General features: G+C 71.9%; 19 protein-coding genes. 16 read left to right on the top strand and 3 right to left on the bottom strand.

The window, feature by feature from the left end; genetic code table 11:
* Nucleotides 1–16: 16 nt before the first annotated feature.
* Nucleotides 17–430 carry a pyridoxamine 5'-phosphate oxidase family protein gene (locus EHO50_RS26950; protein WP_128433788.1) on the bottom strand — a complete coding sequence of 138 codons (414 nt, stop codon included), beginning with the start codon at nucleotides 428–430 and terminating at the stop codon, nucleotides 17–19.
* A 120-nt stretch (nucleotides 431–550) separates the two neighbouring features.
* Here EHO50_RS26950 and clpB point away from each other — a divergent pair, with 120 nt between their 5' ends.
* Entirely contained in the window at nucleotides 551–3202 is a 2652-nt protein-coding gene (gene clpB / locus EHO50_RS26945; protein WP_246101468.1) for an ATP-dependent chaperone ClpB, read from the top strand.
* A gap of 158 nt (nucleotides 3203–3360) precedes the next feature.
* Nucleotides 3361–3891, top strand: coding sequence for a YbjN domain-containing protein (locus EHO50_RS26940; RefSeq protein ID WP_128433787.1), 531 nt, complete (start codon nucleotides 3361–3363; stop codon nucleotides 3889–3891).
* Nucleotides 3892–4107: 216 nt separating this feature from the next.
* Here EHO50_RS26940 and EHO50_RS26935 read toward each other — a convergent pair whose 3' ends face one another.
* The gene (locus EHO50_RS26935; protein WP_128433786.1) at nucleotides 4108–5322 is read right to left on the bottom strand and encodes a pyridoxal phosphate-dependent aminotransferase; all 1215 of its coding nucleotides are present in this window, start codon (nucleotides 5320–5322) and stop codon (nucleotides 4108–4110) included.
* 805 nt (nucleotides 5323–6127) lie between these two features.
* Here EHO50_RS26935 and EHO50_RS26925 point away from each other — a divergent pair.
* The 10 genes from EHO50_RS26925 (at nucleotide 6128) to kynU (ending at nucleotide 16749) form a co-directional block, all read left to right on the top strand.
* Nucleotides 6128–6685 carry a DUF2617 family protein gene (locus tag EHO50_RS26925; protein WP_128433784.1) on the top strand — a complete coding sequence of 186 codons (558 nt, stop codon included), beginning with the start codon at nucleotides 6128–6130 and terminating at the stop codon, nucleotides 6683–6685.
* Between the two features lie 83 nt (nucleotides 6686–6768).
* On the top strand, nucleotides 6769–8412 hold the full coding sequence (locus EHO50_RS26920) for a polyamine aminopropyltransferase (protein WP_128433783.1): 1644 nt from the start codon (nucleotides 6769–6771) through the stop codon (nucleotides 8410–8412).
* Between the two features lie 124 nt (nucleotides 8413–8536).
* On the top strand, nucleotides 8537–9448 hold the full coding sequence (locus tag EHO50_RS26915; RefSeq protein ID WP_128433782.1) for an SRPBCC family protein: 912 nt from the start codon (nucleotides 8537–8539) through the stop codon (nucleotides 9446–9448).
* A 321-nt stretch (nucleotides 9449–9769) separates the two neighbouring features.
* On the top strand, nucleotides 9770–10567 hold the full coding sequence (locus tag EHO50_RS26910) for an aldose epimerase family protein (protein WP_128433781.1): 798 nt from the start codon (nucleotides 9770–9772) through the stop codon (nucleotides 10565–10567).
* A 10-nt stretch (nucleotides 10568–10577) separates the two neighbouring features.
* Nucleotides 10578–11126, top strand: coding sequence for an orotate phosphoribosyltransferase (gene pyrE / locus EHO50_RS26905; RefSeq protein WP_128433780.1), 549 nt, complete (start codon nucleotides 10578–10580; stop codon nucleotides 11124–11126).
* Nucleotides 11127–11310: 184 nt separating this feature from the next.
* On the top strand, nucleotides 11311–12333 hold the full coding sequence (gene fbaA / locus EHO50_RS26900) for a class II fructose-bisphosphate aldolase (RefSeq protein ID WP_128433779.1): 1023 nt from the start codon (nucleotides 11311–11313) through the stop codon (nucleotides 12331–12333).
* Between the two features lie 97 nt (nucleotides 12334–12430).
* A complete protein-coding gene (locus EHO50_RS26895) occupies nucleotides 12431–13912 on the top strand; it encodes an MFS transporter (protein WP_128433778.1) in 1482 nt (493 codons plus the stop codon).
* 211 nt (nucleotides 13913–14123) lie between these two features.
* Entirely contained in the window at nucleotides 14124–14537 is a 414-nt protein-coding gene (locus tag EHO50_RS26890) for a DUF3151 domain-containing protein (protein WP_128433777.1), read from the top strand.
* Between the two features lie 168 nt (nucleotides 14538–14705).
* On the top strand, nucleotides 14706–15545 hold the full coding sequence (locus tag EHO50_RS26885; RefSeq protein WP_128433776.1) for a tryptophan 2,3-dioxygenase family protein: 840 nt from the start codon (nucleotides 14706–14708) through the stop codon (nucleotides 15543–15545).
* Complete coding sequence (gene kynU, locus EHO50_RS26880; RefSeq protein WP_128433775.1) at nucleotides 15538–16749, top strand: kynureninase; 1212 nt, start codon at nucleotides 15538–15540, stop codon at nucleotides 16747–16749. Before EHO50_RS26885 ends, kynU begins: the two co-directional genes overlap by 8 nt.
* Nucleotides 16750–16782: 33 nt before the next feature.
* Here kynU and EHO50_RS26875 read toward each other — a convergent pair whose 3' ends face one another.
* Complete coding sequence (locus EHO50_RS26875) at nucleotides 16783–17391, bottom strand: TetR/AcrR family transcriptional regulator (RefSeq protein WP_128433774.1); 609 nt, start codon at nucleotides 17389–17391, stop codon at nucleotides 16783–16785.
* A gap of 233 nt (nucleotides 17392–17624) precedes the next feature.
* On the opposite strand from EHO50_RS26875, the gene EHO50_RS26870 reads away from it, so the two are divergent.
* The 4 genes from EHO50_RS26870 to EHO50_RS26855 all read left to right on the top strand — a co-directional run bounded on the left by EHO50_RS26870 (nucleotide 17625) and on the right by EHO50_RS26855 (nucleotide 22344).
* Nucleotides 17625–18551, top strand: coding sequence for an alpha/beta hydrolase (locus EHO50_RS26870; protein ID WP_128433773.1), 927 nt, complete (start codon nucleotides 17625–17627; stop codon nucleotides 18549–18551).
* Nucleotides 18552–18700: 149 nt separating this feature from the next.
* Entirely contained in the window at nucleotides 18701–19753 is a 1053-nt protein-coding gene (locus EHO50_RS26865; protein ID WP_128433772.1) for an alpha/beta hydrolase, read from the top strand.
* Nucleotides 19746–20987 (top strand): acyltransferase family protein, encoded by a 1242-nt coding sequence (locus tag EHO50_RS26860; protein ID WP_128433771.1) that lies wholly within the window; start codon nucleotides 19746–19748, stop codon nucleotides 20985–20987. The genes EHO50_RS26865 and EHO50_RS26860 overlap by 8 nt, the downstream gene beginning before the upstream one ends.
* Nucleotides 20980–22344, top strand: a complete 1365-nt coding sequence (locus tag EHO50_RS26855; RefSeq protein WP_128433770.1) for a sensor histidine kinase — start codon at nucleotides 20980–20982, stop codon at nucleotides 22342–22344. Before EHO50_RS26860 ends, EHO50_RS26855 begins: the two co-directional genes overlap by 8 nt.
* The last annotated feature ends 5 nt before the right edge of the window (nucleotides 22345–22349 follow it).

The following is a 22349-nucleotide window of genomic DNA, read 5'->3' as shown; positions in this document are numbered from 1 at the left end:
CCCGATCACCCTCGGGTCACCCTCGCCCCATCGCCCGCCGCAGCTCGATCTCGATGACCACCCGGTCGGGATTCGGCGCCGGCGTCCGCCCGTACCGCTGCGCGTACCGCCGCTCCGCCTCCGCGACCCGCTCGGGCTCGCTGCGGACGTGCGCCGTCCCCTCCAGCGTCGCCCACCGCCGCCCGTCCACCTGGCACACGGCGACCTGCGCCCCCTCCGGGCCGGCGGTCAGGACGTGGCCCACCTTCGCGCTCGACTTGTTCGTGATCACCCGAGCAAGTCGCGCCTCGGGGTCGTATGTGACGCCGACGGGTACGACATGCGGGCTGCCGTCCGGGCGCAGGGTCGTCAGGGTGCACAGGTGCCTCTCCTGCCAGAAGGTGAGGTACGGCGCGTCCGGCGCGCCCGGATCCTGGGGGTATGCGGCCATGGTCCGGAAACCTAGCTGCCGCAAGCCTCCCGGGGCCACCTTGAGCGGAATAGACTCAACTTTGTGTACGCTGACTCGGTCAGTACTGGGAGACGCTGACGCCAGGAGGAGAACGGACACGTGGACGCCGAGCTGACCAACCGGAGCCGAGACGCGATCAACGCGGCAAGCAACCGCGCCCTGACCGAGGGACACGCGGACCTCACCCCCGCGCACCTGCTCCTCGCTCTGCTCCAGGGGCAGGACAACGAGAACATCATCGACCTGCTGGCGGCCGTCGACGCCGACCAGGCCTCCGTGCGCGCCGGCGCCGACAAGGTGCTGGCCGCGCTGCCCAGCGTGACCGGGTCCACCGTCGCGCCGCCGCAGCCCAACCGTGAGCTGCTCGCCGTGATCGCGGACGCCCAGGCGCGGGCCAAGGACCTCGGGGACGAGTACCTCTCCACCGAGCACCTGCTCATCGGCATCGCCGCCAAGGGCGGCCAGGCGGGTGAGGTGCTCGCCCAGCAGGGCGCCACCGCGAAGAAGCTGCTGGACGCCTTCCAGAAGGCGCGCGGCGGCCGCCGGGTGACCAGCGCCGACCCCGAGGGGCAGTACAAGGCGCTGGAGAAGTTCGGCACCGACTTCACGGCCGCCGCGCGGGAAGGGAAGCTTGATCCCGTCATCGGGCGGGATCAGGAGATCCGGCGCGTGGTGCAGGTGCTGTCCCGCCGGACCAAGAACAACCCCGTTCTCATCGGTGAGCCCGGTGTCGGCAAGACCGCCGTCGTCGAAGGGCTCGCCCAGCGGATCGTCAAGGGGGACGTGCCCGAGTCCCTCAAGGACAAGCGGCTCGTCGCGCTCGACATCAGTGCCATGGTCGCCGGGGCCAAGTACCGCGGTGAGTTCGAGGAGCGGCTGAAGACCGTGCTCGCGGAGATCAAGGGCTCCGACGGGCAGATCATCACCTTCATCGACGAGCTGCACACCGTGGTCGGGGCGGGCGCCGGCGGCGACTCCGCCATGGACGCCGGGAACATGCTCAAGCCCATGCTCGCCCGCGGTGAGCTGCGCATGGTCGGTGCCACCACCCTCGACGAGTACCGCGAGCGGATCGAGAAGGACCCCGCGCTGGAGCGGCGCTTCCAGCAGGTGCTGGTCGCCGAGCCCACGGTGGAGGACACCATCGCGATTCTCCGCGGGCTCAAGGGGCGCTACGAGGCCCACCACAAGGTGCAGATCGCGGACAGCGCGCTGGTCGCGGCCGCGACCCTCTCCGACCGGTACATCACCTCCCGGTTCCTCCCGGACAAGGCCATCGACCTCGTCGACGAGGCGGCCTCCCGGCTCCGTATGGAGATCGACTCCTCCCCGGTCGAGATCGACGAACTCCAGCGTGCCGTCGACCGGTTGAAGATGGAGGAGCTCGCGCTGGAGAAGGAGACCGACCCGGCCTCCCGTGAGCGCCTGGAGAGGCTGCGCCGCGATCTCGCCGACAAGGAGGAGGAACTGCGGGGGCTGACCGCCCGTTGGGAGAAGGAGAAGCAGTCCCTCAACCGCGTCGGCGAGCTGAAGGAACGGCTCGACGAGGCGCGCGGGCAGGCCGAACGCGCCCAGCGCGACGGCGACTTCGACACCGCCAGCAAGCTGCTCTACGGCGAGATCCCGGCCCTGGAGCGGGACCTGGAGGCCGCCTCGCAGGCCGAGGAGGAGGCCGCCAAGAGCACGATGGTCAAGGAGGAGGTCGGCTCGGACGACATCGCCGACACGGTCGCCGCCTGGACCGGCATCCCCGCGGGCCGCCTCCTGGAGGGCGAGACCCAGAAACTCCTGCGCATGGAGGAGGAGCTGGGCAAGCGGCTCATCGGCCAGACCGAGGCCGTACGGGCCGTGTCCGACGCCGTACGGCGCACCCGAGCCGGCATCGCCGACCCCGACCGCCCGACCGGCTCCTTCCTCTTCCTCGGCCCGACCGGCGTCGGCAAGACCGAACTCGCCAAGGCCCTCGCCGACTTCCTCTTCGACGACGAGCGGGCGATGGTCCGCATCGACATGTCGGAGTACGGCGAGAAGCACACCGTGGCCCGGCTGGTCGGCGCGCCCCCCGGGTACGTCGGCTACGAGGAGGGCGGCCAGCTGACGGAGGCGGTGCGCAGGCGGCCGTACAGCGTCGTGCTGCTCGACGAGGTGGAGAAGGCGCACCCCGAGGTCTTCGACATCCTGCTGCAGGTGCTGGACGACGGGCGGCTGACGGACGGTCAGGGCCGTACGGTCGACTTCCGCAACGCGATCCTGGTGCTGACGTCGAACCTGGGCAGTCAGTTCCTGGTCGACCCCATCACCAGCGAGGCGGAGAAGAAGGAGCAGGTGCTGGAGCTGGTCCGGTCCTCCTTCAAGCCGGAGTTCCTCAACCGCCTGGACGACCTCGTCGTCTTCTCGGCCCTGGCGAAGGACGAGCTGGCGCGGATCGCGCAGCTCCAGATCGACCGCCTCGCGAAGCGGCTGGCCGACCGGCGACTGTCGCTGGAGGTCACCCCCGGGGCCCTGGCCTGGCTCGCCGACGAAGGCAACGACCCGGCCTACGGTGCCCGCCCCCTGCGTCGCCTCATCCAGACCGCCATCGGCGACCGCCTGGCCAAGGAGATCCTCTCCGGCGAGGTCAAGGACGGCGACACGGTCCGGGTGGACGCCTTCGAATCAGAGGGAGCGTCGCGAAGCGACTCGGTTGAGGGTGGTGGTGGGCGACGGGCGGGCGGGCTGATCGTGGGGCCGGTGACCGGAAAGACGCTGTGATCCGGCACGTAACCGTGATCGCGGGTACCCGGTAGGTCCGGGTACCCGTCAGGAGTGACCGGATCGAGTCAGCCGAGGGCGGACAGCCCCGGCGGGGCTTGCCACCCCCCTCCCCGGATGGGGGAGGATGGCGGAATCCGTACGAAGGGAAATACACGGTGAGCATCGACCCGTCCTCGATTCCGAACTTCGGGGGTCAGCAGCAGCCGCAGCCCGGCCCGCCGCCCGGCCCCGTTGTCCCGGATCAGGACCTCGTGAAGCAGCTCCTGGACCAGATGGAGCTGAAGTACGTCGTCGACGACGAGGGTGACCTCGCGGCGCCGTGGGAGCAGTTCCGTACGTACTTCATGTTCCGTGGCGAGGGCGACCAGCAGGTCTTCTCGGTGCGGACGTTCTACGACCGGCCCCACAAGATCGACGAGAAGCCCCTGCTTCTGGAGTCGATCGACGACTGGAACCGCCGGACCCTGTGGCCCAAGGTCTACAGCCACACGCACGACGACGGCACCGTCCGCCTCATCGGCGAGGCGCAGATGCTGATCGGCACGGGTGTGGCCCTGGAGCACTTCGTCTCGTCGACGGTCAGCTGGGTGCGGGCCGCCATCGAGTTCGACAAGTGGCTCGTCGAGCAGCTCGGCCTGGAGCAGGAGATCAACGAGGCGGAGAAGCCCGAGGAAGACGACGAGTAAGTCGTAAGTCGGCGAGAAGAGCCGCGACAGCAGGCGTGGCCCACGGCGGCGTATCGGCGATCGACCGGATACGCGCCGCGGGCAAGGGAGAGCCCGGCCAGGGCACCGGCCAGCACGGCCGCGTGCCCGCAGCCGGGCTCTCGCCGTCCGTGCCGCGGTGGTCGCCACCCGCACTCGTCCACAGGCTGTGGGTAACCGCCGCCGACGAGGAGGGGCTCAGCCCGCCAGGGACTTGAGCCGCCGCACCGCCTCCTCCAGCACCTCCGTCTGCTTGCAGAAGGCGAACCGTACGAACGGCGCCCCCGCCTCCCGGTGGTCGTAGAAGACCGCGTTGGGGATGGCCACCACCCCGGCCCGCTCCGGCAGCGCGCGGCAGAAGGCGAAGCCGTCGCTCTCGCCGAGCGGCCGGATGTCGGTGGTGATGAAGTAGGTGCCCGCCGGCTGGAAGACCTCGAACCCCGCCTCCGTCAGCCCCGCCGCCAGCAGATCCCGCTTGGCCAGCATGCCCTCGCGGAAGGCCGCGAAGTAGCTGTCGGGCAGCGCGAGTGCCTCGGCGACCGCGTACTGGAACGGCCCCGACGAGACGTACGTGAGGAACTGCTTCGCCGACCGCACGGCTGTGACCAGCCCGGACGGCGCGGTCACCCAGCCGACCTTCCAGCCGGTGAAGGAGAACGTCTTGCCCGCCGACCCGATGGTCACCGTCCGCTCCCGCATGCCCGGGAACGTGGCGAGCGGCAGGTGCTCGGCGTCGTCGAAGACCAGGTGCTCGTACACCTCGTCGGTCACCACGAGCAGATCCCGCTCCACCGCCAGCTCGGCGATCGCGGCCAGCTCCTCGCGGGTGAGGACCGTGCCGGTGGGGTTGTGCGGGGTGTTGACGAGCAGTAGCCGGGTGCGGTCGGTGACGGCGGCGCGCAGCTCGTCGAGGTCGAGCCGGAAGCGCCGAGGCGCGACTGCGTCGCGTGGTCCCTCGTCCGGGCGCAGGGTGACCGGCACGCGCGTGCCGCCCGCCATGGCGATGCAGGCCGCGTAGGAGTCGTAGTACGGCTCGAAGGCGATCACCTCGTCGCCGGGCTCCAGCAGCGCGAGCAGCGTGGCCGCGATGGCCTCGGTGGCACCGGCCGTGACCAGGACCTCCGTGTCCGGGTCGTACGACAGCCCGTAGCGCCGCTCCTGGTGGGCGGCGACGGCGTGGCGCAGCTCGGGGACGCCGGGACCCGGCGGGTACTGGTTGCCGCGCCCGTCCCGCAGGGCCCGCACGGCCGCCTCGCGGACCTCCTCGGGGCCGTCGGTGTCGGGGAAGCCCTGACCCAGGTTGATGGACCCGGTGCGCAGGGCCAGTGCGGACATCTCGGCGAAGATCGTCGTCCCGAACTCGGCGAGCCGGCGGTTGAGCAGGGGGCGGGAGGTGGAGGTCATGCACGTCATCCTGCGCCCAAGCTCTGGAGTTCCTCAACTCTGCTTTGGGTCGTGAGACGCCCGGGCATCTGACTCCCACGCACCGAGCGGGAGGCGCCCACGGGGGGACGCCTCGGTCCGCCTCGGGGGAACGGAAGGAGGCTGACGCCGTGGTCACAGTTTTCATCGGGGCGCTGGTCGCAGTGTTGTTCGTGGTGATCGTCGTGGCCGTCGCGCGCAGCGGCGGACGCCCGGCCGCCCACCGCACACACGGTCGCAGGGGGCGCTCGCACGACAGCGGAAGCGCCGGCGGCAGCTGGTGGGCCGGCGGGGGAAGCAGCGGTTCTGGGGGTTCGTCCTGCGGGAGCAGCTCCTCCTGCGGGGGCGGCTCGTCATGCGGAGGCGGGTCGTCCTGCGGTGGAGGGGGCGGGGGCGGATGTGGTGGCGGAGGCAGCTGACACGGGGCAGCTGAGCTCCCCGAGGGGGAACCGCATCCGAAAAGGAGCGGGGCCGGTGCCTGGGACCGGCCCCGCTTTGCTGCTTTCCGCACGGCTTTCGGCGAGGTCAGGGTGCGCCCCGGCGCACGCCGGAGTTGAACAGTTGAGCTGATAAGCCCTCTGAGGGATGGAAACCCTACGAACTTGGGTAAAAACGCTGTGGCGGCGCCACCGTTCATGATTCAGTGAAATTCACCAACGCAGCCCCTCGGACATCCCGCGGACACCCCTTCTGACCGGCCGACTGGGCTGACCGGGCCGTCCTCCCGGTGTCGGCCGGGGTGCGCGCCGGAGACCGACACTCCCCCTTTTTCTTTGCGTGCTAGCGGAGCCGACCCATGCTCACGACCCTGAACACCGCCTACACCGACACGCGCGCGGCCGACCTCGCCTGGGCCCTGGGGCGGGAGCCGCTGCCCGCACTGGCCACCCTCGACCTCGAACTGACCGGCACAAAGCTTGAGTTGAGACTGCTCGGCGCGTCCCACCAGGTACTCCTGCAGGAGGAGCGGGGCATCTGCTCGGAGACGGTGGCGTGCATGCCGGGCAGCAGCACGCCGCTTCCGCTCGGGGTGGCCAAGCGGGTGGGCGACTGGGAGTACGAGTTCGCGGCCCGGGTGGAGATCCTGTCACCGGGTCAGTTCGCGGGCCGGGCACAGGAGTTGCTGGCACTGGTGGCCGACCACCCGCACGGCCTCGCCGGCGTGTTCCCCGGCAGCCCGCACGCCTTCACCGCGCTGCTGGCCCAGCACCACGAGGGCCAGATGCACTGGCGGACATGGCACGCGTATCCGCAGGACGGGCAGTTGGTGGCCACGCGCACGCGGGTGGGGGTGCGGGTGGTCACGGGTACGCCTCGGCGCCGGTCAGGATCGTTCAGCCAGTCCGGCGCCTGAGGGCGAAACGCAAACGTCCCCTGCCTCAACAACACACGTGTGGGTGACCCAGCGTGCCGCAGGCGTAACGTACCGTCGGCAACGTGATCGAACCGCACGCCCCCGCCCCACCCGGCACGGCGCCGCCCCGGGGCGGCTGCGCGCGGCTTCCGGTCCGGCCCGGCACAGGACGGTTCCTGGTCCTCGCGGGCGTCTTCGTCTGCGCCGCCTGCGGACTCGTGTACGAACTCGAACTCGTCGCCCTCGCCTCGTACTTGATCGGCGACTCGGTCACCCAGGCCTCCGTCGTCCTGTCCGTCATGGTCTTCGCGATGGGCATCGGCTCCCTCGTCGCCAAGCGCCTGCGCCCGCTCGCCGCGGCCGGCTTCGGGGCCGTCGAGGCCGTACTCGCCCTCGTCGGAGGCTGCAGCGCGCTCGCCCTGTACGCCGTCTTCGCCTGGACCGGCGACTGGGGCGGTATGTGGGCCCACGGCCCCCGCTGTCTCCTCGTCGCCTTCTCCCTCACCATCGGCCTGCTGATCGGCGCCGAAGTGCCGCTGCTGATGGAGCTGATCCAGCGCATCCGGCGCCAGGACGCGGGCGGCGCGGTGGCCGACCTGTTCGCCGCGGACTACGTCGGCGCCCTCGTCGGGGGCCTCGCCTTCCCCTTCCTTCTCCTGCCCCTGCTGGGCCAGTTGACCGCGACCTTGATCACCGGCGCCGTCAACGCCGTCGCGGGCGGTGCGCTGGTCCTCGGCCTGTTCCGGGGGGACCTGACCCGCCGCGCCCGCTGGCTGCTGGTGATCGCCAACGTCACGGTGCTCGGCGTCCTCGCCGCGGCCGCCGTACTCGTCGACGACTTCGAACGGGCGGCACGGCACGCGGTGTACGGGCGGGACGTACGTGTGGCGCTCCAGACGGACGTCCAGGAGGTCGTCATCACCGGCGGCACGCACGGCCGCCCCCTCGACCTCTTCCTCGACGGCCGCCTGAGGGTCAGTGGCCGCGACGAACGCCGCTACCACGAGGCGCTGGTCCACCCCGCGATGAGCGGCGAGCACACGCGCGTACTGATCCTCGGCGGCGGGGACGGGCTCGCGGCGCGCGAGGTGCTGCGCTACCCCGGGGTGCACCGCGTCGACGTCGTCGAGGTCGACGCCCAGGTGGTGCGGCTGGCGCGCCGCGACCCGCCGCTGTCCAAGCTCAACAGCCATGCCTACGACGACACCCGCGTCCACGTCATGACGGGCGACGCCTTCCGCCGGCTGCGGGCGGCGCCGCCGGCCACGTACGACGTCGTCATCTCGGATCTGCCCGATCCCGGCATCACGGCCAGCACCAAGCTGTACTCACAGGAGTTCTACGGCCTCGCGCGCCGCGCCCTCACCCCGCGCGGACGCCTCGCGGTGCATGCCGGGCCGGTCTCCTCCCGCCCCCGCCTGTTCTGGACGGTCGACACCACACTCCGCGCGGCGGGCCTGCGCACGGCCCCGTACTGCGTCAGGGGCCGCGACTCCGGCTTCGCCCCGGGCCCCGACCGCTCGGCGGCACCGACGCGGGCACCGCACGACTGGGGGTTCATCCTGGCGGGGCGGGGGGAGCGGCCGGCGCTGCGGCTCGGGGCGGGGGAGGGGGCGCCGCGGTTGGGGACGTTGACGCAGGAGGGGCTGGCGGCGGACGCGGGGGTGGCGGAGGGGACTCGGGTCGGGGGGTTGGGGGTGTCGACGTTGGTGCATCCGCGGTACTGAGGGAGAGGGGGGCGGGGCGGGGGTGGAGGCGGGGCGCGGAGAGTACGCCCGGTGGGCCGGTGTCCGGTGAGAATCCGCGGATGTGCGGGTGCGGTTCGCGCCATGCTGGGTAGGCTCGCTCACCATGGAGCATGAGGTGTTCGTTCCGGTTGCGGCCGAGCGGCTCAGGGAGGTGCTGGCCGATCCCGTACGGGTTGCCCGGGCGGTCCCCGGGCTCCAGCAGGACGCCGGGGCCGAGCCTGTCGCCGGGCGGCTGAAAGTGCGCGTCGGTGGTCACACCATCACCTACCGGGGTGCTGTGCGGGTGACCGAGCGCGAGGACGGTTCGTACGCCGTGGAGGGCGATGCGACCGAGGCGCGGGGCAGCGGTTCCGTGAAGCTGGCGTTGACGGTGCGGGTCCGGGAGGCCGACGGGGGCGCCGCCGTGACGTTCGAGGGGACTGCTACGGCGGACGGGCGGGTCTCGGAGTTCTCGGCGGAGGCGGTCGGGTCGGCTGTGGGTCGGTTGCTCAGTCGGTTCGGGGAGCAGCTTGGCGTGGTGGCGGGGGAGACGCCGGCGGCGGTGGGGGAGGAAGGGGCGGGGGGCGTCGGGGACGCCGGGGATGCCGGAGACGTCGGGGAAACCCTGGAGACCTTGGCTCCCGGGGAGTTCGAGACGCGGGTCACCAGTGACTTCGAGACGACGCCGGATGCGGATGATGCTGCGACGCCGACGCCGACGCCGGGGCCGACGCCGGTCGGTCCAGGGGCGGACGAGTCCGAGGGGGGTGAGGATGCCGAGGGTGTCTCGGAGGCACAGGACGGTGATGCCGGGGGCGGGGAGCCTGCTGTTGCTGAGGCGGCTCATGCTCGGCGGACGATGATCGGGCGTAGTGCGGAGGAAGTGGACCATGCGCCGCCGCGGGGGCGGTATGCGCCGGTTCCGGCGCCGCAGACCGTTGCGCCCAGTTCTGCGCTGCGGTGGGCGGCTCCGGCGGCGGCGGTGGTGGTGGCGTCGGCGATCGTGGTGGGGCGGATGCTTCGGCGGCGGCGCTGAGGGTTTTCGCCCCCGCCGCCCCTACCCTTCCCGTCCTCCAGGGGCTGCCGCCCCTTCGACCCCGCTCCTGGGGGCCTGCGGCCCCCAGACCCCCGCTTCGGCCCTGAAGGGGCCTCGTCCTCAAACGCCGGACGGGCTGGATTGCCTGGGCCGGCGTCCAGAAGCGCAGCCCCGGACGGGCTGAAATGCCGGGCCGGAGTCGAGAGGTGAAGGCGGGTGGGTGGGTGGGGGATCGGGATGGCGGAGCTCGTCCTCGGACGCCGGACGGGCTGAAATGCCTGGCTCTTCAGGTCCCCTTGATCGCCCCAGTAGGGTCGTCCCGTGAGTAACGAACACATCACGCTGACCGCGGGTGACGCGGAGGTGGACGTGCTGCCGGGGAACGGTGGGCGGGTCGGGGGGCTGCGCGTCGGGGGGATCGAGTTGTTGCGGCAGGGGGAGCGGTTCGGGTGTTTCCCGATGGTTCCCTGGTGCGGGCGGATCCGGGACGGGCGGTTCCTGGACGGGGCCGTGGTGCGGCAGATGCCGCTCAACGCGCCGCCGAACGCCATCCACGGCACCGCGCGGGACGGCGCCTGGAGCGTTGCCCGGGTCGCTGACGGCGAGGCCGTCATCACGTACGACCTGGTCGAGCCGTGGCCCTACCCCGGCCGCGTCACCCAGGTCGTCGCGCTCACCCCGGACAGCCTCAGCCTCACCATGTCCGTCGAGACGTACGAGACGTCCTTCCCGGCGCAGATCGGCTGGCACCCCTGGTTCAACCGGAACCTCGGCGGCGACGGCGCCCAGGACGTCCGGCTCGACTTCAGCCCGGCCTGGCAGGAGGAGCGGGGTGGGGATCATCTGCCGACCGGGAATCGGATCGAGCCGAAGCCCGGGCCCTGGGACGACTGCTTCGGTATGCCTGGTGGGGTCGATGTCACGCTCACCTGGCCGGGGCAGCTGGAGCTGAAGGTGGCCAGCCGGGAGGAGTGGGTCGTCGTGTACGACGAGCAGGATGCCGCCGTGTGTGTCGAGCCGCAGACCGGGCCGCCCAACGGGCTCAACAGCCTGCCTCGGCTGGTCACGCCCCTGGAGCCGCTCGAAGCCACCACCGTCTGGAGCTGGCGGCGCCTCTAAGCTGGGCGGCATGACTGACGTACGTGCCGAGCTGTTGCAGCAGATCAAGGACAAGGCCGTGGTGCACGGCAAGGTGACCCTGTCGTCGGGGCTGGAGGCTGATTACTACGTCGATCTTCGGCGTATCACCCTCGACGGGGAGGCGGCCCCGCTCGTCGGGCAGGTGCTGCTCGATCTGACCGCGGAGCTGGAGTTCGACGCGGTGGGCGGGCTCACCATGGGCGCCGACCCCGTCGCCGCCGCGATGCTGCACGCCGCCGCGGCGCGCGGCCGGCGCCTCGACGCCTTCGTGGTGCGCAAGGCCGCCAAGGCGCACGGGCTCCAGCGGCGGGTCGAGGGGCCGGACATCGCGGGGCGGCGGGTTCTCGTCGTCGAGGACACCTCCACCACCGGCGGTTCGCCGCTCGCCGCCGTCGAGGCCGTGCGTGAGGCGGGGGCCGAGGTCGTCGCCGTCGCGACCATCGTCGACCGGGCCACCGGCGCCGCCGAGAAGATCCAGGCGGGTGCGGGGGTGCCGTACCTGTTCGCCTACTCCAAGGACGAACTCGGGCTCGACTGAGCGAGGTCCCGACGGGCGTCCATCTCGGCTGATGGCAGGCGCTCGGACCATCCCGGTTCGTCTGGAAAGATGGGGCCGACGACGACGTCGCAACCCCCCAAGGTCTAGGTCAGGGCCGTAAGAAGAACGCCGTACGCAGTTACGTACGCAGTACGTCAACCCGCACACTCCAAGGAGCGGACAGATGCCCATCGCAACCCCCGAGGTCTACAACGAGATGCTCGACCGGGCGAAGGCAGGCAAGTTCGCCTACCCGGCCATCAACGTGACCTCGTCCCAGACCCTGCACGCGGCCCTGCGCGGTTTCGCGGAGGCGGAGAGCGACGGCATCATCCAGATCTCGACGGGTGGCGCCGAGTTCCTGGGCGGTCAGCACAGCAAGGACATGGTCACCGGCGCCGTCGCCCTGGCCGAGTTCGCGCACATCGTCGCCAAGAAGTACGACATCACCGTCGCCCTGCACACGGACCACTGCCCGAAGGACAAGCTCGACGGGTACGTACGGCCGTTGCTCGCCGTGTCCGAGGAGCGCGTCGCGCGCGGCGAGAACCCGCTGTTCCAGTCGCACATGTGGGACGGCTCGGCCGAGACCCTCGCCGACAACCTGTCCATCGCGCAGGAGCTGCTGGAGCGCGCCCGCGCCGCGAAGATCATCCTCGAGGTCGAGATCACCCCGACCGGTGGCGAGGAGGACGGCGTCTCGCACGAGATCAACGACTCGCTGTACACGACCGTCGACGACGCGATCCGGACCGTCGAGGCCCTCGGGCTCGGTGAGAAGGGGCGCTACCTGCTCGCCGCCTCCTTCGGCAACGTCCACGGCGTGTACAAGCCGGGCAACGTCGTGCTCCGCCCCGAGCTGCTCAAGGAGCTCAACGAGGGCGTCGCCGCCAAGTACGGCAAGGCGTCCCCGTTCGACTTCGTCTTCCACGGCGGCTCCGGCTCCTCCGCCGAGGAGATCGCGACCGCGCTGGAGAACGGCGTCGTCAAGATGAACATCGACACCGACACGCAGTACGCCTTCACGCGTCCGGTGGCGGCCCACATGTTCCAGAACTACGACGGTGTCCTCAAGGTCGACGGCGAGGTCGGCAACAAGAAGACCTACGACCCGCGCACCTGGGGCAAGCTCGCCGAGGCCAGCATGGCCGCGCGGGTGACGGAGGCCTGCTCGAACCTGCGCTCGACGGGTACGAAGATCAAGTAGTAGATCAAGTAGTTCTCCGGGTCTCTCTCGGGACCTCTCGGGAACTTCCGAGCCCGGCGCCTGTCTACGGCGCCGGGCTCGCTGTATACCTGGGGGCATGCCCGACGTCCGGATGGCCTCACCGCAGGGCAAGTGGATCCTGCTCACCACCGTCCTCGGCTCCAGCATGGCCCTGCTGGACTCGACCGTCGTCAACGTCGCCCTCCCGCGCATCGGCCGCGATCTCGACGCCGACCTCGCGGCGCTCCAGTGGACCGTCAACGCGTACATGCTGACGCTGGCCGGGCTGATCCTGCTCGGCGGGTCGCTGGGGGACCGGTACGGGCGCCGCAAGGTCTTCGTCGTGGGGGTCGTGTGGTTCGCGGTGGCCTCGCTGCTGTGCGGGATCGCCCCGAACGCCGGGGTGCTCATCGCCGCCCGCGCGTTGCAGGGGATCGGCGGGGCTCTCCTCACGCCGGGCTCGCTCGCGCTCATCCAGGCGTCCTTCCATCCCGACGACCGGGGGCGGGCCGTGGGCCTGTGGTCGGGGTTCGGGGGCGTAGGCGCGGCGGTCGGGCCGTTCCTGGGCGGGTGGCTGGTCGACGGGCCGGGCTGGCGGTGGGTGTTCCTGCTCAATGTGCCGCTGGCCCTGCTGTGTGTGCCGGTGGCCCTGCGGCATGTCCCCGAGTCCGGGGACGGCCGTAAGCACGGCCGCTTCGACGTGCTCGGCGCGGCCCTCGGCGCCCTGTCCCTCGCCCTGGTGACGTACGCGCTGATCGAGGCCCGTGAGGGCTCGGTGGTCGTCGTCGTGTGCGCGGTCGCCGGTGTGGCCGCCGGCATCGCCTTCGTGTTCGTCGAGAAGCGGCGCGCCGACCCGATGATGCCGCTCGACATCTTCGCGTCCCGCCAGTTCACCGCGGTCAACATCGTCACCCTGTGCGTGTACGCGGCCCTCGGCGGCTACTTCTTCCTCGCCGCGCTCCAGCTCCAGGTCGTCTCCGGCTACTCGGCCCTCGGCGCCGGTACGGCACTGCTCCCGACCACCGTCCTGATGCTGCTGCTCTCCGCCCGCTCCGGCGCCCTGGCCGACCGGATCGGCCCGCGCATCCCCCTCACCGTCGGGCCCCTTCTCTGCGCGGCCGGCATGCTGCTGATGCTGCGCGTCGGACCGGACGCCTCCTACGTCTCCGATGTCCTACCGGCCGTCCTCGTCCTCGGCTTCGGCCTGGTCACCCTGGTCGCCCCACTGACCGCCACCGTCCTCGCCTCCGTGGACGTCGCGCGGGCCGGCCTGGCCAGCGGCATCAACAACGCGGCGGCCCGCGCGGCCGGCCTCGTCGCCGTGGCCGCGCTGCCCCTGCTGACCGGGATGGGCCAGGAGGCGTACCGCTCACCGGCCGCCTTCGACGACGCGTTCGGCCAGGCGATGGTCCTGTGCGCGGGCCTGCTCGCGGCCGGCGCGGTGATCGCCTTCGCGACCGTACGCCGCCTGCCCCCGGACTGCACCCACCCCGAGTGCCGCACACACGGCGGCATCACGGCGCCACCACTGGAGGGCCGGCCGGTGCGGGGGCGGGTGCCCGAGGGCGGGGGCTCCTAGGCCGGGTGCGCGACGGGAGGCTTCTCGCCCCCGCCGCCCTTACCCGTCTGTGGATGCACGGACCGGCGCGGCGTCCCAGATGATCGGGGGCTGTTCGGCACACGGCCGCCGGAGGTTGCCGACGTAGGCATCCCGGTGGGGTGGCGCGCGGGCGGGTGGCGGTGGGACCTGGGCCCGTGGTCGCGGCCTCCGATGCCTCAGACTGGAACCCATGACGATTCACGAGAACCTCCTCGGGGGCCCGCCCCCGACCCACCTCCCCGACGACCCCGAGCCGCGTGAGCTGCTGGCCGGCGGTACCGCGCCCGCGGACGTCGCCGCGAAGTACCCGACGTCCTCGCTGGCCTGGGCACAGCTGGCCGACGACGCGTTCGAGCGGGGCAGCGTCGTGGAGTCGTACGCCTATGCCCGTACGGGCTACCACCGCGGCCTGGACTCCCTGCGCCGCAACGGCTGGAAGGGCCACGGCCCCGTTCCCTGGGAGCACGAGCCGAACCGCGGCTTCCTGCGCGCCCTGCATGCCCTCGCCCGCGCCGCCGGCTCGATCGGCGAGCAGGAGGAGTACGAGCGCTGCACGCAGTTCCTGAAGGACTCCTCGCCGACGGCGGCCCAGACCCTGGGTTAGTCGGCGTAGGGGAAACAGCTCCACCTCCCCCCTCGGGCCCGCCTGTGTGATCAGGCGGGCCTTGCCTTTTCGGCGGACCATCGAAGAAGATGCCCGGCGGGGACCGGGGCCCCCGTGTCGATAACGGCAGGGGCGGACCGCTACCCGGAGTTACAACAGGAGACAGTGATGTCCCACGAGGCTCACGAGGCTGAAGAGCCGTCGACTCCGCATCTCGACTTCGCAGGCACGACGCCGTACGAGGACTACGTACAGGCGGATGTCCTCACCCACCTCCAGCACACCCTCTCCGACGACCCCGGAGAGATGGTCTTCCTGGTCACGACCCAGGTGATGGAGTTGTGGTTCACGGTCATCGTCCACGAGTGGGAGACCGCGGCGAACGCCCTGCGCGGGGACCGGGTGCCGGTGGCGATCGACGCGCTCAAGCGTTCCGTACGGGAGCTGGAGGCCCTGAACGCCTCCTGGAAGCCGCTCGGCCAGCTCACGCCGGCCCAGTTCAACGCGTACCGCAGCGCCCTCGGCGAGGGCTCCGGCTTCCAGTCGGCGATGTACCGGCGCATGGAGTTCCTGCTCGCCGAGAAGTCCGCGTCCATGCTGGTCCCGCACCGCGGCGCCCCGCGCGTCCACGCGGAACTGGAGAAGGCGCTGCACGAGCCGAGCCTGTACGACGAGGTGCTGCGCTTCCTCGCCCGGCGCGGCTGCGCGATCCCGGAGAGCGTGCTGACGCGCGACGTGTCGCAGCGGTACGAGCCGTCGGAGGCCGTGGAGGCCGTCTGGACCGGCATCTACTCCGGTGACCAGAACTCCGACCTCGCCCGCCTCGGCGAGGCCCTGACCGACGTCGCGGAGCTGGTGTGGCGCTGGCGCAACGACCACCTGGTCGCCACCCGGCGCGCGATGGGCGCCAAGACCGGTACCGGCGGTTCGGCCGGCGTGGCCTGGCTGGAGAAGCGGGCGCAGAAGAACGTGTTCCCGGAGCTGTGGACGGCGAGGTCTCATGTCTGAGCTCGCAGCCAAGGCGGGGGCGCTGGACGCGGCCGACGAACTGGCCGGTGTCCGCAAGCGGTTCGTACTCGATACGGTGTCCGATCATGCGGCTGACGCCGCGGGCGTCTACCTCGACGGCAACTCACTGGGCGCCCTGCCCGCGAACGTGCCGGAGCGGGTCGAGGACGTCGTACGGCGGCAGTGGGGCGAGCTGCGGATCCGCTCCTGGGACGAGAGCGGCTGGTGGACCGCGCCCGAGCGGATCGGCGACCGGATCGCTCCGCTGGTCGGTGCGGCGCCCGGCCAGATCGTGGTCGGCGACTCGACAAGTGTCAATGTTTTCAAGGCACTTGTGGCCGCAGTTCGGATGGTCGGGGACGACCGCGACGAGATCCTCGTCGACGCGACCACCTTCCCCACCGACGGGTACATAGCCGAGTCGGCGGCCCGGATGACCGGCCGTACGCTGCGGCCGGTGACGCCGGGGGAGGTGCCGGGGGCCCTTGGCGACCGTACGGCCGCCGTGCTGCTGAACCACGTCGACTACCGCACGGGACGGCTGTACGACCTGCCGTCCCTGACCGCCGCCGTGCACGCGGCGGGCGCGATCGCCGTGTGGGACCTGTGCCACAGCGCGGGCGCGCTGCCGGTCGGGCTCGACGAGCACGGCGTGGACCTGGCCGTCGGCTGCACCTACAAGTACCTGAACGGCGGTCCGGGTTCACCGGCATACCTGTATGTGCGCAGTGACCTTCAGGACCGCTTCGACTCCCCGCTCCCCGGCTGGAACTCGCACGCCGAGCCCTTCGGCATGCGCAGCGACTTCGAGCCGGCCTCCGGCGCCCTGCGCGGCCGCGTCGGCACGCCCGACATCCTCTCCATGCTCGCCCTGGAGGCGGCCCTGGAGGTCTGGGACGGTGTGTCGATCGAGGCGGTGCGCGCCAAGTCCCTCGCGCTGACGGACTTCTTCCTGGAGTGCGTCGCGGCGTATGTGGGGGAGGGGCGCGTGGAGTCGGTCACTCCGGCGGTCCACGCGGAGCGCGGCAGCCAGGTGGCGCTGCGCTGCGAGGACGCCGGGGACGTGATGAAGGCGCTCATCGAGCGGGGCGTGGTCGGCGACTTCCGCCACCCGGACGTGCTGCGCTTCGGCTTCACGCCGCTGTACGTCGGGTTCGCGGACGTGGAGCGGGCGGCACGCGTGCTGGCGGAGGTGCTGCGCTGACCCCGGTCCCCTCCCGGTGACGCAGTCCCCGGGTCACTTCCCGGTGACGTACACCCCCGCCACGGCAGCCGCATGCGCGGCCCGCGCGGCGCGCTCCGCGGCGGGGGCGTCGGGGATCACCCCGGTCGTCAGCAACTGGTAGTACAAGGGCGCCGACACCGCCCGTACGACCGCCTCCGCATCCGTCCCGGCGGGCAACTCCCCGCCGGTCACGCCCCGTTCGACGCACGGCGCCCACTCCGCGACCCTCGCCTCGTAGAACCGCCGCAGTGCCTGCGCCGTACGTTCGTCGCAGGTCGCCGCGGCGATGACGGCACGGAACAGGGCGCCTTGGCGGGGGTCCGCCAACGTCCGCTGCACCAGCGCCGCGTTGGCGCGGAGGTCCCCCAGCACCGACCCGGTCTCCTCGCGCGGCAGCGACTGTTCGGCCATGTCGGCGAGCAGGTCGGCCACCAGCGCCGTCACCGAGCCCCACCGCCGGTACACCGTCGTCTTGCCCACCTCCGCGCGCCGGGCGACATCCGCGAGGTCGAGGCCGTCGAAACCCTCCTCCGCGAGCACATCTCCGGCCGCCCGCAGAACGGCCGCACGGACACGCGCGGTACGCCCTCCGGGACGTACGGTGCCGGGTTCGGCGGACATATCGGCCTCCTTGGTGCACGTACGAGGTGCGGTGCGATCCGTGAGGCCAGCGTAACGAAACGACAGAACCGTTTAGTCCTCACCGAGCGTGACATCCGTGTGTTGGCGCATGTCACCAGCCTGATACCGTCCCCGCCAACGGCCGACTTCCCCTGGTCCGCCACCCCCCACGCGCACCCCGACGCGCACCCCCGCTTTCGCCCAAATCCGTTTCGCCGCTGAGAGGTTGGAGCATGCCGGACGACGTCGCAGCAGCCCGGGCCGCCGCCGAAGAGGAGTCGGCCTTCTCGCACCCGCCCGTCGACCCCGACGCCATCGCCTCGTACGGCGACCACCCCGACCAGGTGATCGACTTCTACGCGCCGCGCGGCGAGGCCGGCCCGGGCGGCCTGGCCCCGCTGGTCGTCGTACTGCACGGCGGGGCGTGGCGGGCTCCTTACGACCGGCGGCATGTCACGCCGTTCGCGGACTTCATGGCTCGGCGGGGGTTCGCCGTGGCCAATGTGGAGTATCGGCGGGGGGCGGAGGGTGTGGTGAGCGCGGAGGGTGCGCAGGGCGCAGGCGGCGCGGCGGATTCGAGTGCGGGCGGCAGCCCGGTCGCCGGACGCTGGCCGGACACGTTCGACGATGTGGCCGCAGCGCTGGATGCGCTGCCCGCGCTCGTACGGGAGATCCTCCCGCAGGCCGACCCGCGCCGCACCGTCCTCACCGGCCACTCGGCCGGCGGTCACCTGGCCCTGTGGGCCGCGGCCCGCCATGTCCTCCCCGCGGACGCCCCCTGGCGCACCGCTCGTCCCGCGCCCCTGCGGGGTGTGGTCGCCCTGGCCCCGATCGCCGACTTCACGGTCGCCGACAAGCTGGACGTCTGTGGGGGCGCCGCGCGGCAACTCCTGGGCGGGGGAGTGGAGTTCGCCGAGCGCCAGCCTTACGCCGACCCCGCGCTGCTGCTCCCGACCGGCATCGCCACGACGCTCGTCCAGGGCCGCGCGGACGTCGTCGTCCCGCAGGCGGTCGCCGAGTCGTACGCGGATGCGGCGGCGAAGGCGGGAGAGGTGGTCGGCCTTACGCTGCTGGAGGACGTCGGCCACTTTCCGCTGATCGATCCGGCGGCGGACGCGTGCGCGGTGGTGGTGGAGGAGATCGCGCAGCTGGCGTGGTGAGACGTTTCGTCCCGACCCTTTGATACCCGTAATACCTGAGAGCTACGTCGCAGGTGAGCTCCCTGGCGGGACGCGGACGACGTAGCCGGATCCGTAACTTCCCCTCCAGACAAGCCCGATGGCCGGGCGGACGGGAAGGGAAGACGACCATGGGGCGTACCACGGGGGCAGCCGGGGCGAGCGAGCCGGAGAAGAAGACCCGGCGCACTCACCGATGGCGCCGAGCTCTGCTCGCCACCCTGATCGCCGGTGCCGTGGTCGTCCCGCTGTCCGGCGCCGTACGCCCTGAGATCGCCGCCCCGGCCCCGGCTGCCCTCGCACGGGTGACGGCGGCGACCCTGGACGAGGCGTACGCGGCCAACCGTGCCAACGCCGCCGAGGCGTCCCGCATGGCCGCGACCCACGGCAACCGCGAACGGGCCGCCGCGGACCGCGCGATGGCCGACCCGTCCCGCCACTTCCTCTCTTTCGACGGCCGCGGTGCCGGCCTCGCGTCGGAGGTCTTCGGCGACCTGGCCCATGCCGACCGCATCGCGGTCCTGGTGCCGGGCTCCGACACATCCATCGACACCTACGACCGTTTCCGCGACGCCGCCCGGGCCGTGCACGACCGCCTTACCCGACAGGCCCCGCACGGCACCCGCACGGCGGTGGTGGCCTGGCTCGGCTACGAAACCCCGGCCACGGTCAGCACCACGGTCACGACGGCGGACCGCGCCGAGGAAGCGGCCCCGAAACTGAGGGAGTTCATACGGCAGCTGCGCGCCCTCACGGACGGCACGTCGAACACCGACGGCAGGTCGAACGGGTCGGCGGGCAGCAAGCCGCGCATCTCCCTCCTGTGCCACTCCTACGGCTCGGTGGTCTGCGGCCGTGCCGCCTCCCATCTGGACGTGGACGACATCGCCCTGGTCGGCAGCCCCGGCACCGGCGCGGACACCGCGGCGGCCCTGCACACGCCGGCCCGCGTCTGGGCGGCCCGTGGCAGTGACGACTGGGTGGCGGAGGTGCCGCACATCAGGCTCGACCTGCTCGGCACGGTCGTCGGCTTCGGCACCGACCCGATCTCCCCGTCCTTCGGCGCCCGGGTCTTCGCTGCGGGCGACGGCGGCCACAGCGACTACTTCAGGCCGGGCTCGACCTCCCTGGCGAACCTGACCCGCATCGTCCTGGGCGAGACCTCGGAGGTAACTCATGACTAGGTCCGTGTCCGAGCCCCGTGCCGAAGGGCGCCTGCGCGGCGCCTGGACGGGCGTGCTCCGGGGTGCCGCCCGTGTCGACGACGTCACCCCCGCCGAGCGGGACCGGGCCGTCGACGCCCTGCGGGCCTTCGCCGTCGTCGGCGTCGTCCTCGGCAACTGGCTGGTGACGGCCCTGGTGGCGGACGGCCAAGGCGGCTTGCGCACCGCGAGCCCGCTCCACTTCATGCCCTGGCTGGCCCCGATCTCCTGGGTCTTCCAGACTTTCGCCGTGCTCTTCCTGGTTGGCGGGCACGTGGCAACTCGCAGCTACGCCTCGGCCCGAGCACGCGGCACGACGTACGGACAGTGGCTGCAGCCCCGTTTGTCCCGCCTGTTCAAACCGGTGGCGGCGGTCCTCACCCTGTGGACGGTGACCTCGGTCCTGCTGCTCATCTCGGGCACGGACATGGACACCGTCCACACCCTGCTCGAACTGGCCCTGTCCCCCCTGTGTTTCCTCCTGGTCCTCGCCGCGCTGACGGCGGCAACGCCCCTACTCCTGACGCTCAACCCACTCTGGCCCCTCGCGGTCGTCCTCCATGTGGACCTTCTCCGTTTCGGCCTGGGCGGCCCGTCCTGGCTCGGCTGGGTGAACGTGGCGGCCGGCTGGCTGGTGCCGTACACCCTGGGCGCGGCCTGGACCCGGGGCGAGCTGGAGCGCCGCCGCGCGGGCTGGATCCTGTTGACGGGCGGTGCGGCGGCGACGGCCGCACTGGTCGCCTGGGCGGGCTACCCGGCGTCCCTGGTCGGCGTTCTGGGCGCCGGAATCTCCCACCTCGCCCCACCCACGCTGGCCGCCGTCACCTTCGGGCTGGCACAGTGCGGGCTGGCCCTGCTCCTGCGCGGGCCGTTGCGCCGTGCGATGCGTCGCCCCCTGGCCTGGGCGGCGGTGGCCCTGCTCAACCTCTCCGTGATCACGATCTTTCTCTGGCACCAGACGGCCCTGGTGGCGACCACGGCCACGGGCCTGACGGCGGGCCGGATGCCCGGCCTGCACACCCTCCCCGACCACCTCGTCCGGGTGGCGGCCCGCCTGGCCTGGCTCCCCCTGTTCACCCTGGCCCTGGCCCTGTGCTGGACGACGTTCCGCGGCTGTGAACAGGGCCCTCGCCGCCCGACCGGCCGCCGGTCCAGGGTCGTCCGGTCCCACCCGGCGGCTCGCGGCAGTGAAGCGAAGGAACACCACCATGCCTAGGGTTGGTCGTGTGACGGAGACGGGGATCCAGCACTCGTTCGCGAGCCGGGTGCGGCGCTGGCTGCGCGTGCTGCGCGACGACCTGTGGACCCTCAGGACGGACCCGCTGCCGCCCTCCGCGTGGGCGCGCCGGCTGCCGCACGGCGTGCTGTCCCTGGTCGCGTTCGGCGTCACCTTCGGCGCTGTGGCTCAACTGCAGGGCAACGGCGGGGCGGGCGCCCAGGTCGCCTTCCTGATCGGGCTCGCCCAGGGGGGCGCGGTGGTCCTCGCGCTGTGGCGGCCCGTGCCCGGGTGGTGGCTGTCGACGGCAGCCATGGTGGCGGGTGCCGTCGAGGTGCGTCGCCACCTGCTGGCCGGTGGCGCGCACGACTTCGTCTGGCCCTGGACCGCTGCCGGGATCATCGGTCAGATGGCCGTGATGCTGCTGCTCGCCCTGCGGGTACGCGCTCGGGTCTCCCTTGAGACGCTGGCGCTGACCGCGCTCGTCACCTACGTCATCGAGGGGTTGTGGGGGGCGCGCGACTACCAGCCCACCGGAGTCCTCGCGATCATCCTGTTCGCGGTCGTCGTGGTGCTCGGCATGGCGCTGCGTGGTCGCAGGGAAGCCCGTGCCGAACTCGGCCGGCAGGCCACGATCACCGCCGAGGAGCGGGCCCGGCGCACCCTGCTGGAGGAGCGCACCAACATCGCCCGCGAGCTGCACGACGTGGTCGCCCATCACATGTCGGTGATCTCCATCCAGGCCCAAGTGGCCCCGCATCTGGTGGAGAACCCCTCCGAGGAGCTGAAGGAGAACCTCGCCGGTATCCGGCAGAACGCCCTGGACGCGCTCACCGAACTGCGCCACGTGCTCGGCGTCCTGCGCTCCGAGAACCGCGAAGACCCCTACGGCCTCGGCCAACCCGGCACCGGAGCCGCCCCCGACGCCCCCCAGCCCATGCTCGACCGGCTCGACGCCCTCATCGAGAACACCCGTGCCGCCGGACTGGACGTCGTCACCGACATCAGGGGCGAGGCAACGCCGTACCCCACCGGCGTGGAGCTGTCCGCGTACCGGATCATCCAGGAGGCGCTCAGCAACGCCCTGCGGCACGCACCGGGCTCGGCAGTGCGGGTCGAGATCGCCCACGACTTCCACGGCCTGCACCTGGGCGTCGTCAACTCCCGCCCGCAGCAACCCTCCCCCAAGCCGGGCCCCCCGCCGCCTTCCCCGGGCGCGGGACACGGCCTGCTCGGCATGCGCGAGCGCGCGGCGATGCTCGGTGGCCACCTCACCGCGGCCCCTACCCAGCACGGCGGTTTCGCCGTCTCGGCCTTCCTCCCGCGGGGCGACACCCCGCCGACCGCCCACCCCTGACAGGA

The organism is Streptomyces cyaneus, assembly GCF_004028635.1.
Lineage (GTDB): Bacteria > Actinomycetota > Actinomycetes > Streptomycetales > Streptomycetaceae > Streptomyces > Streptomyces cyaneus.
The sequence above is the reverse complement of the archived record's forward strand: the minus strand, read 5'-3'. Positions and strand labels throughout refer to the sequence as shown.

What these genes read in the sequence shown, in the direction of transcription:
- EHO50_RS26915 (WP_128433782.1), top strand. Translation starts at nt 8,537, where the DNA reads ATGGAGCATGAGGTGTTCGTTCCGGTTGCGGCCGAGCGGCTCAGGGAG.
- EHO50_RS26885 (WP_128433776.1), top strand. Translation starts at nt 14,706, where the DNA reads ATGTCCCACGAGGCTCACGAGGCTGAAGAGCCGTCGACTCCGCATCTC.
- fbaA (WP_128433779.1), top strand. Translation starts at nt 11,311, where the DNA reads ATGCCCATCGCAACCCCCGAGGTCTACAACGAGATGCTCGACCGGGCG.
- EHO50_RS26855 (WP_128433770.1), top strand. Translation starts at nt 20,980, where the DNA reads ATGCCTAGGGTTGGTCGTGTGACGGAGACGGGGATCCAGCACTCGTTC.
- EHO50_RS26935 (WP_128433786.1), bottom strand. Translation starts at nt 5,322, where the DNA reads ATGACGTGCATGACCTCCACCTCCCGCCCCCTGCTCAACCGCCGGCTC.
- EHO50_RS26870 (WP_128433773.1), top strand. Translation starts at nt 17,625, where the DNA reads ATGCCGGACGACGTCGCAGCAGCCCGGGCCGCCGCCGAAGAGGAGTCG.
- EHO50_RS26860 (WP_128433771.1), top strand. Translation starts at nt 19,746, where the DNA reads ATGACTAGGTCCGTGTCCGAGCCCCGTGCCGAAGGGCGCCTGCGCGGC.
- EHO50_RS26875 (WP_128433774.1), bottom strand. Translation starts at nt 17,391, where the DNA reads ATGTCCGCCGAACCCGGCACCGTACGTCCCGGAGGGCGTACCGCGCGT.
- EHO50_RS26865 (WP_128433772.1), top strand. Translation starts at nt 18,701, where the DNA reads ATGGGGCGTACCACGGGGGCAGCCGGGGCGAGCGAGCCGGAGAAGAAG.
- kynU (WP_128433775.1), top strand. Translation starts at nt 15,538, where the DNA reads ATGTCTGAGCTCGCAGCCAAGGCGGGGGCGCTGGACGCGGCCGACGAA.
- pyrE (WP_128433780.1), top strand. Translation starts at nt 10,578, where the DNA reads ATGACTGACGTACGTGCCGAGCTGTTGCAGCAGATCAAGGACAAGGCC.
- EHO50_RS26895 (WP_128433778.1), top strand. Translation starts at nt 12,431, where the DNA reads ATGCCCGACGTCCGGATGGCCTCACCGCAGGGCAAGTGGATCCTGCTC.
- EHO50_RS26950 (WP_128433788.1), bottom strand. Translation starts at nt 430, where the DNA reads ATGGCCGCATACCCCCAGGATCCGGGCGCGCCGGACGCGCCGTACCTC.
- EHO50_RS26925 (WP_128433784.1), top strand. Translation starts at nt 6,128, where the DNA reads ATGCTCACGACCCTGAACACCGCCTACACCGACACGCGCGCGGCCGAC.
- EHO50_RS26890 (WP_128433777.1), top strand. Translation starts at nt 14,124, where the DNA reads ATGACGATTCACGAGAACCTCCTCGGGGGCCCGCCCCCGACCCACCTC.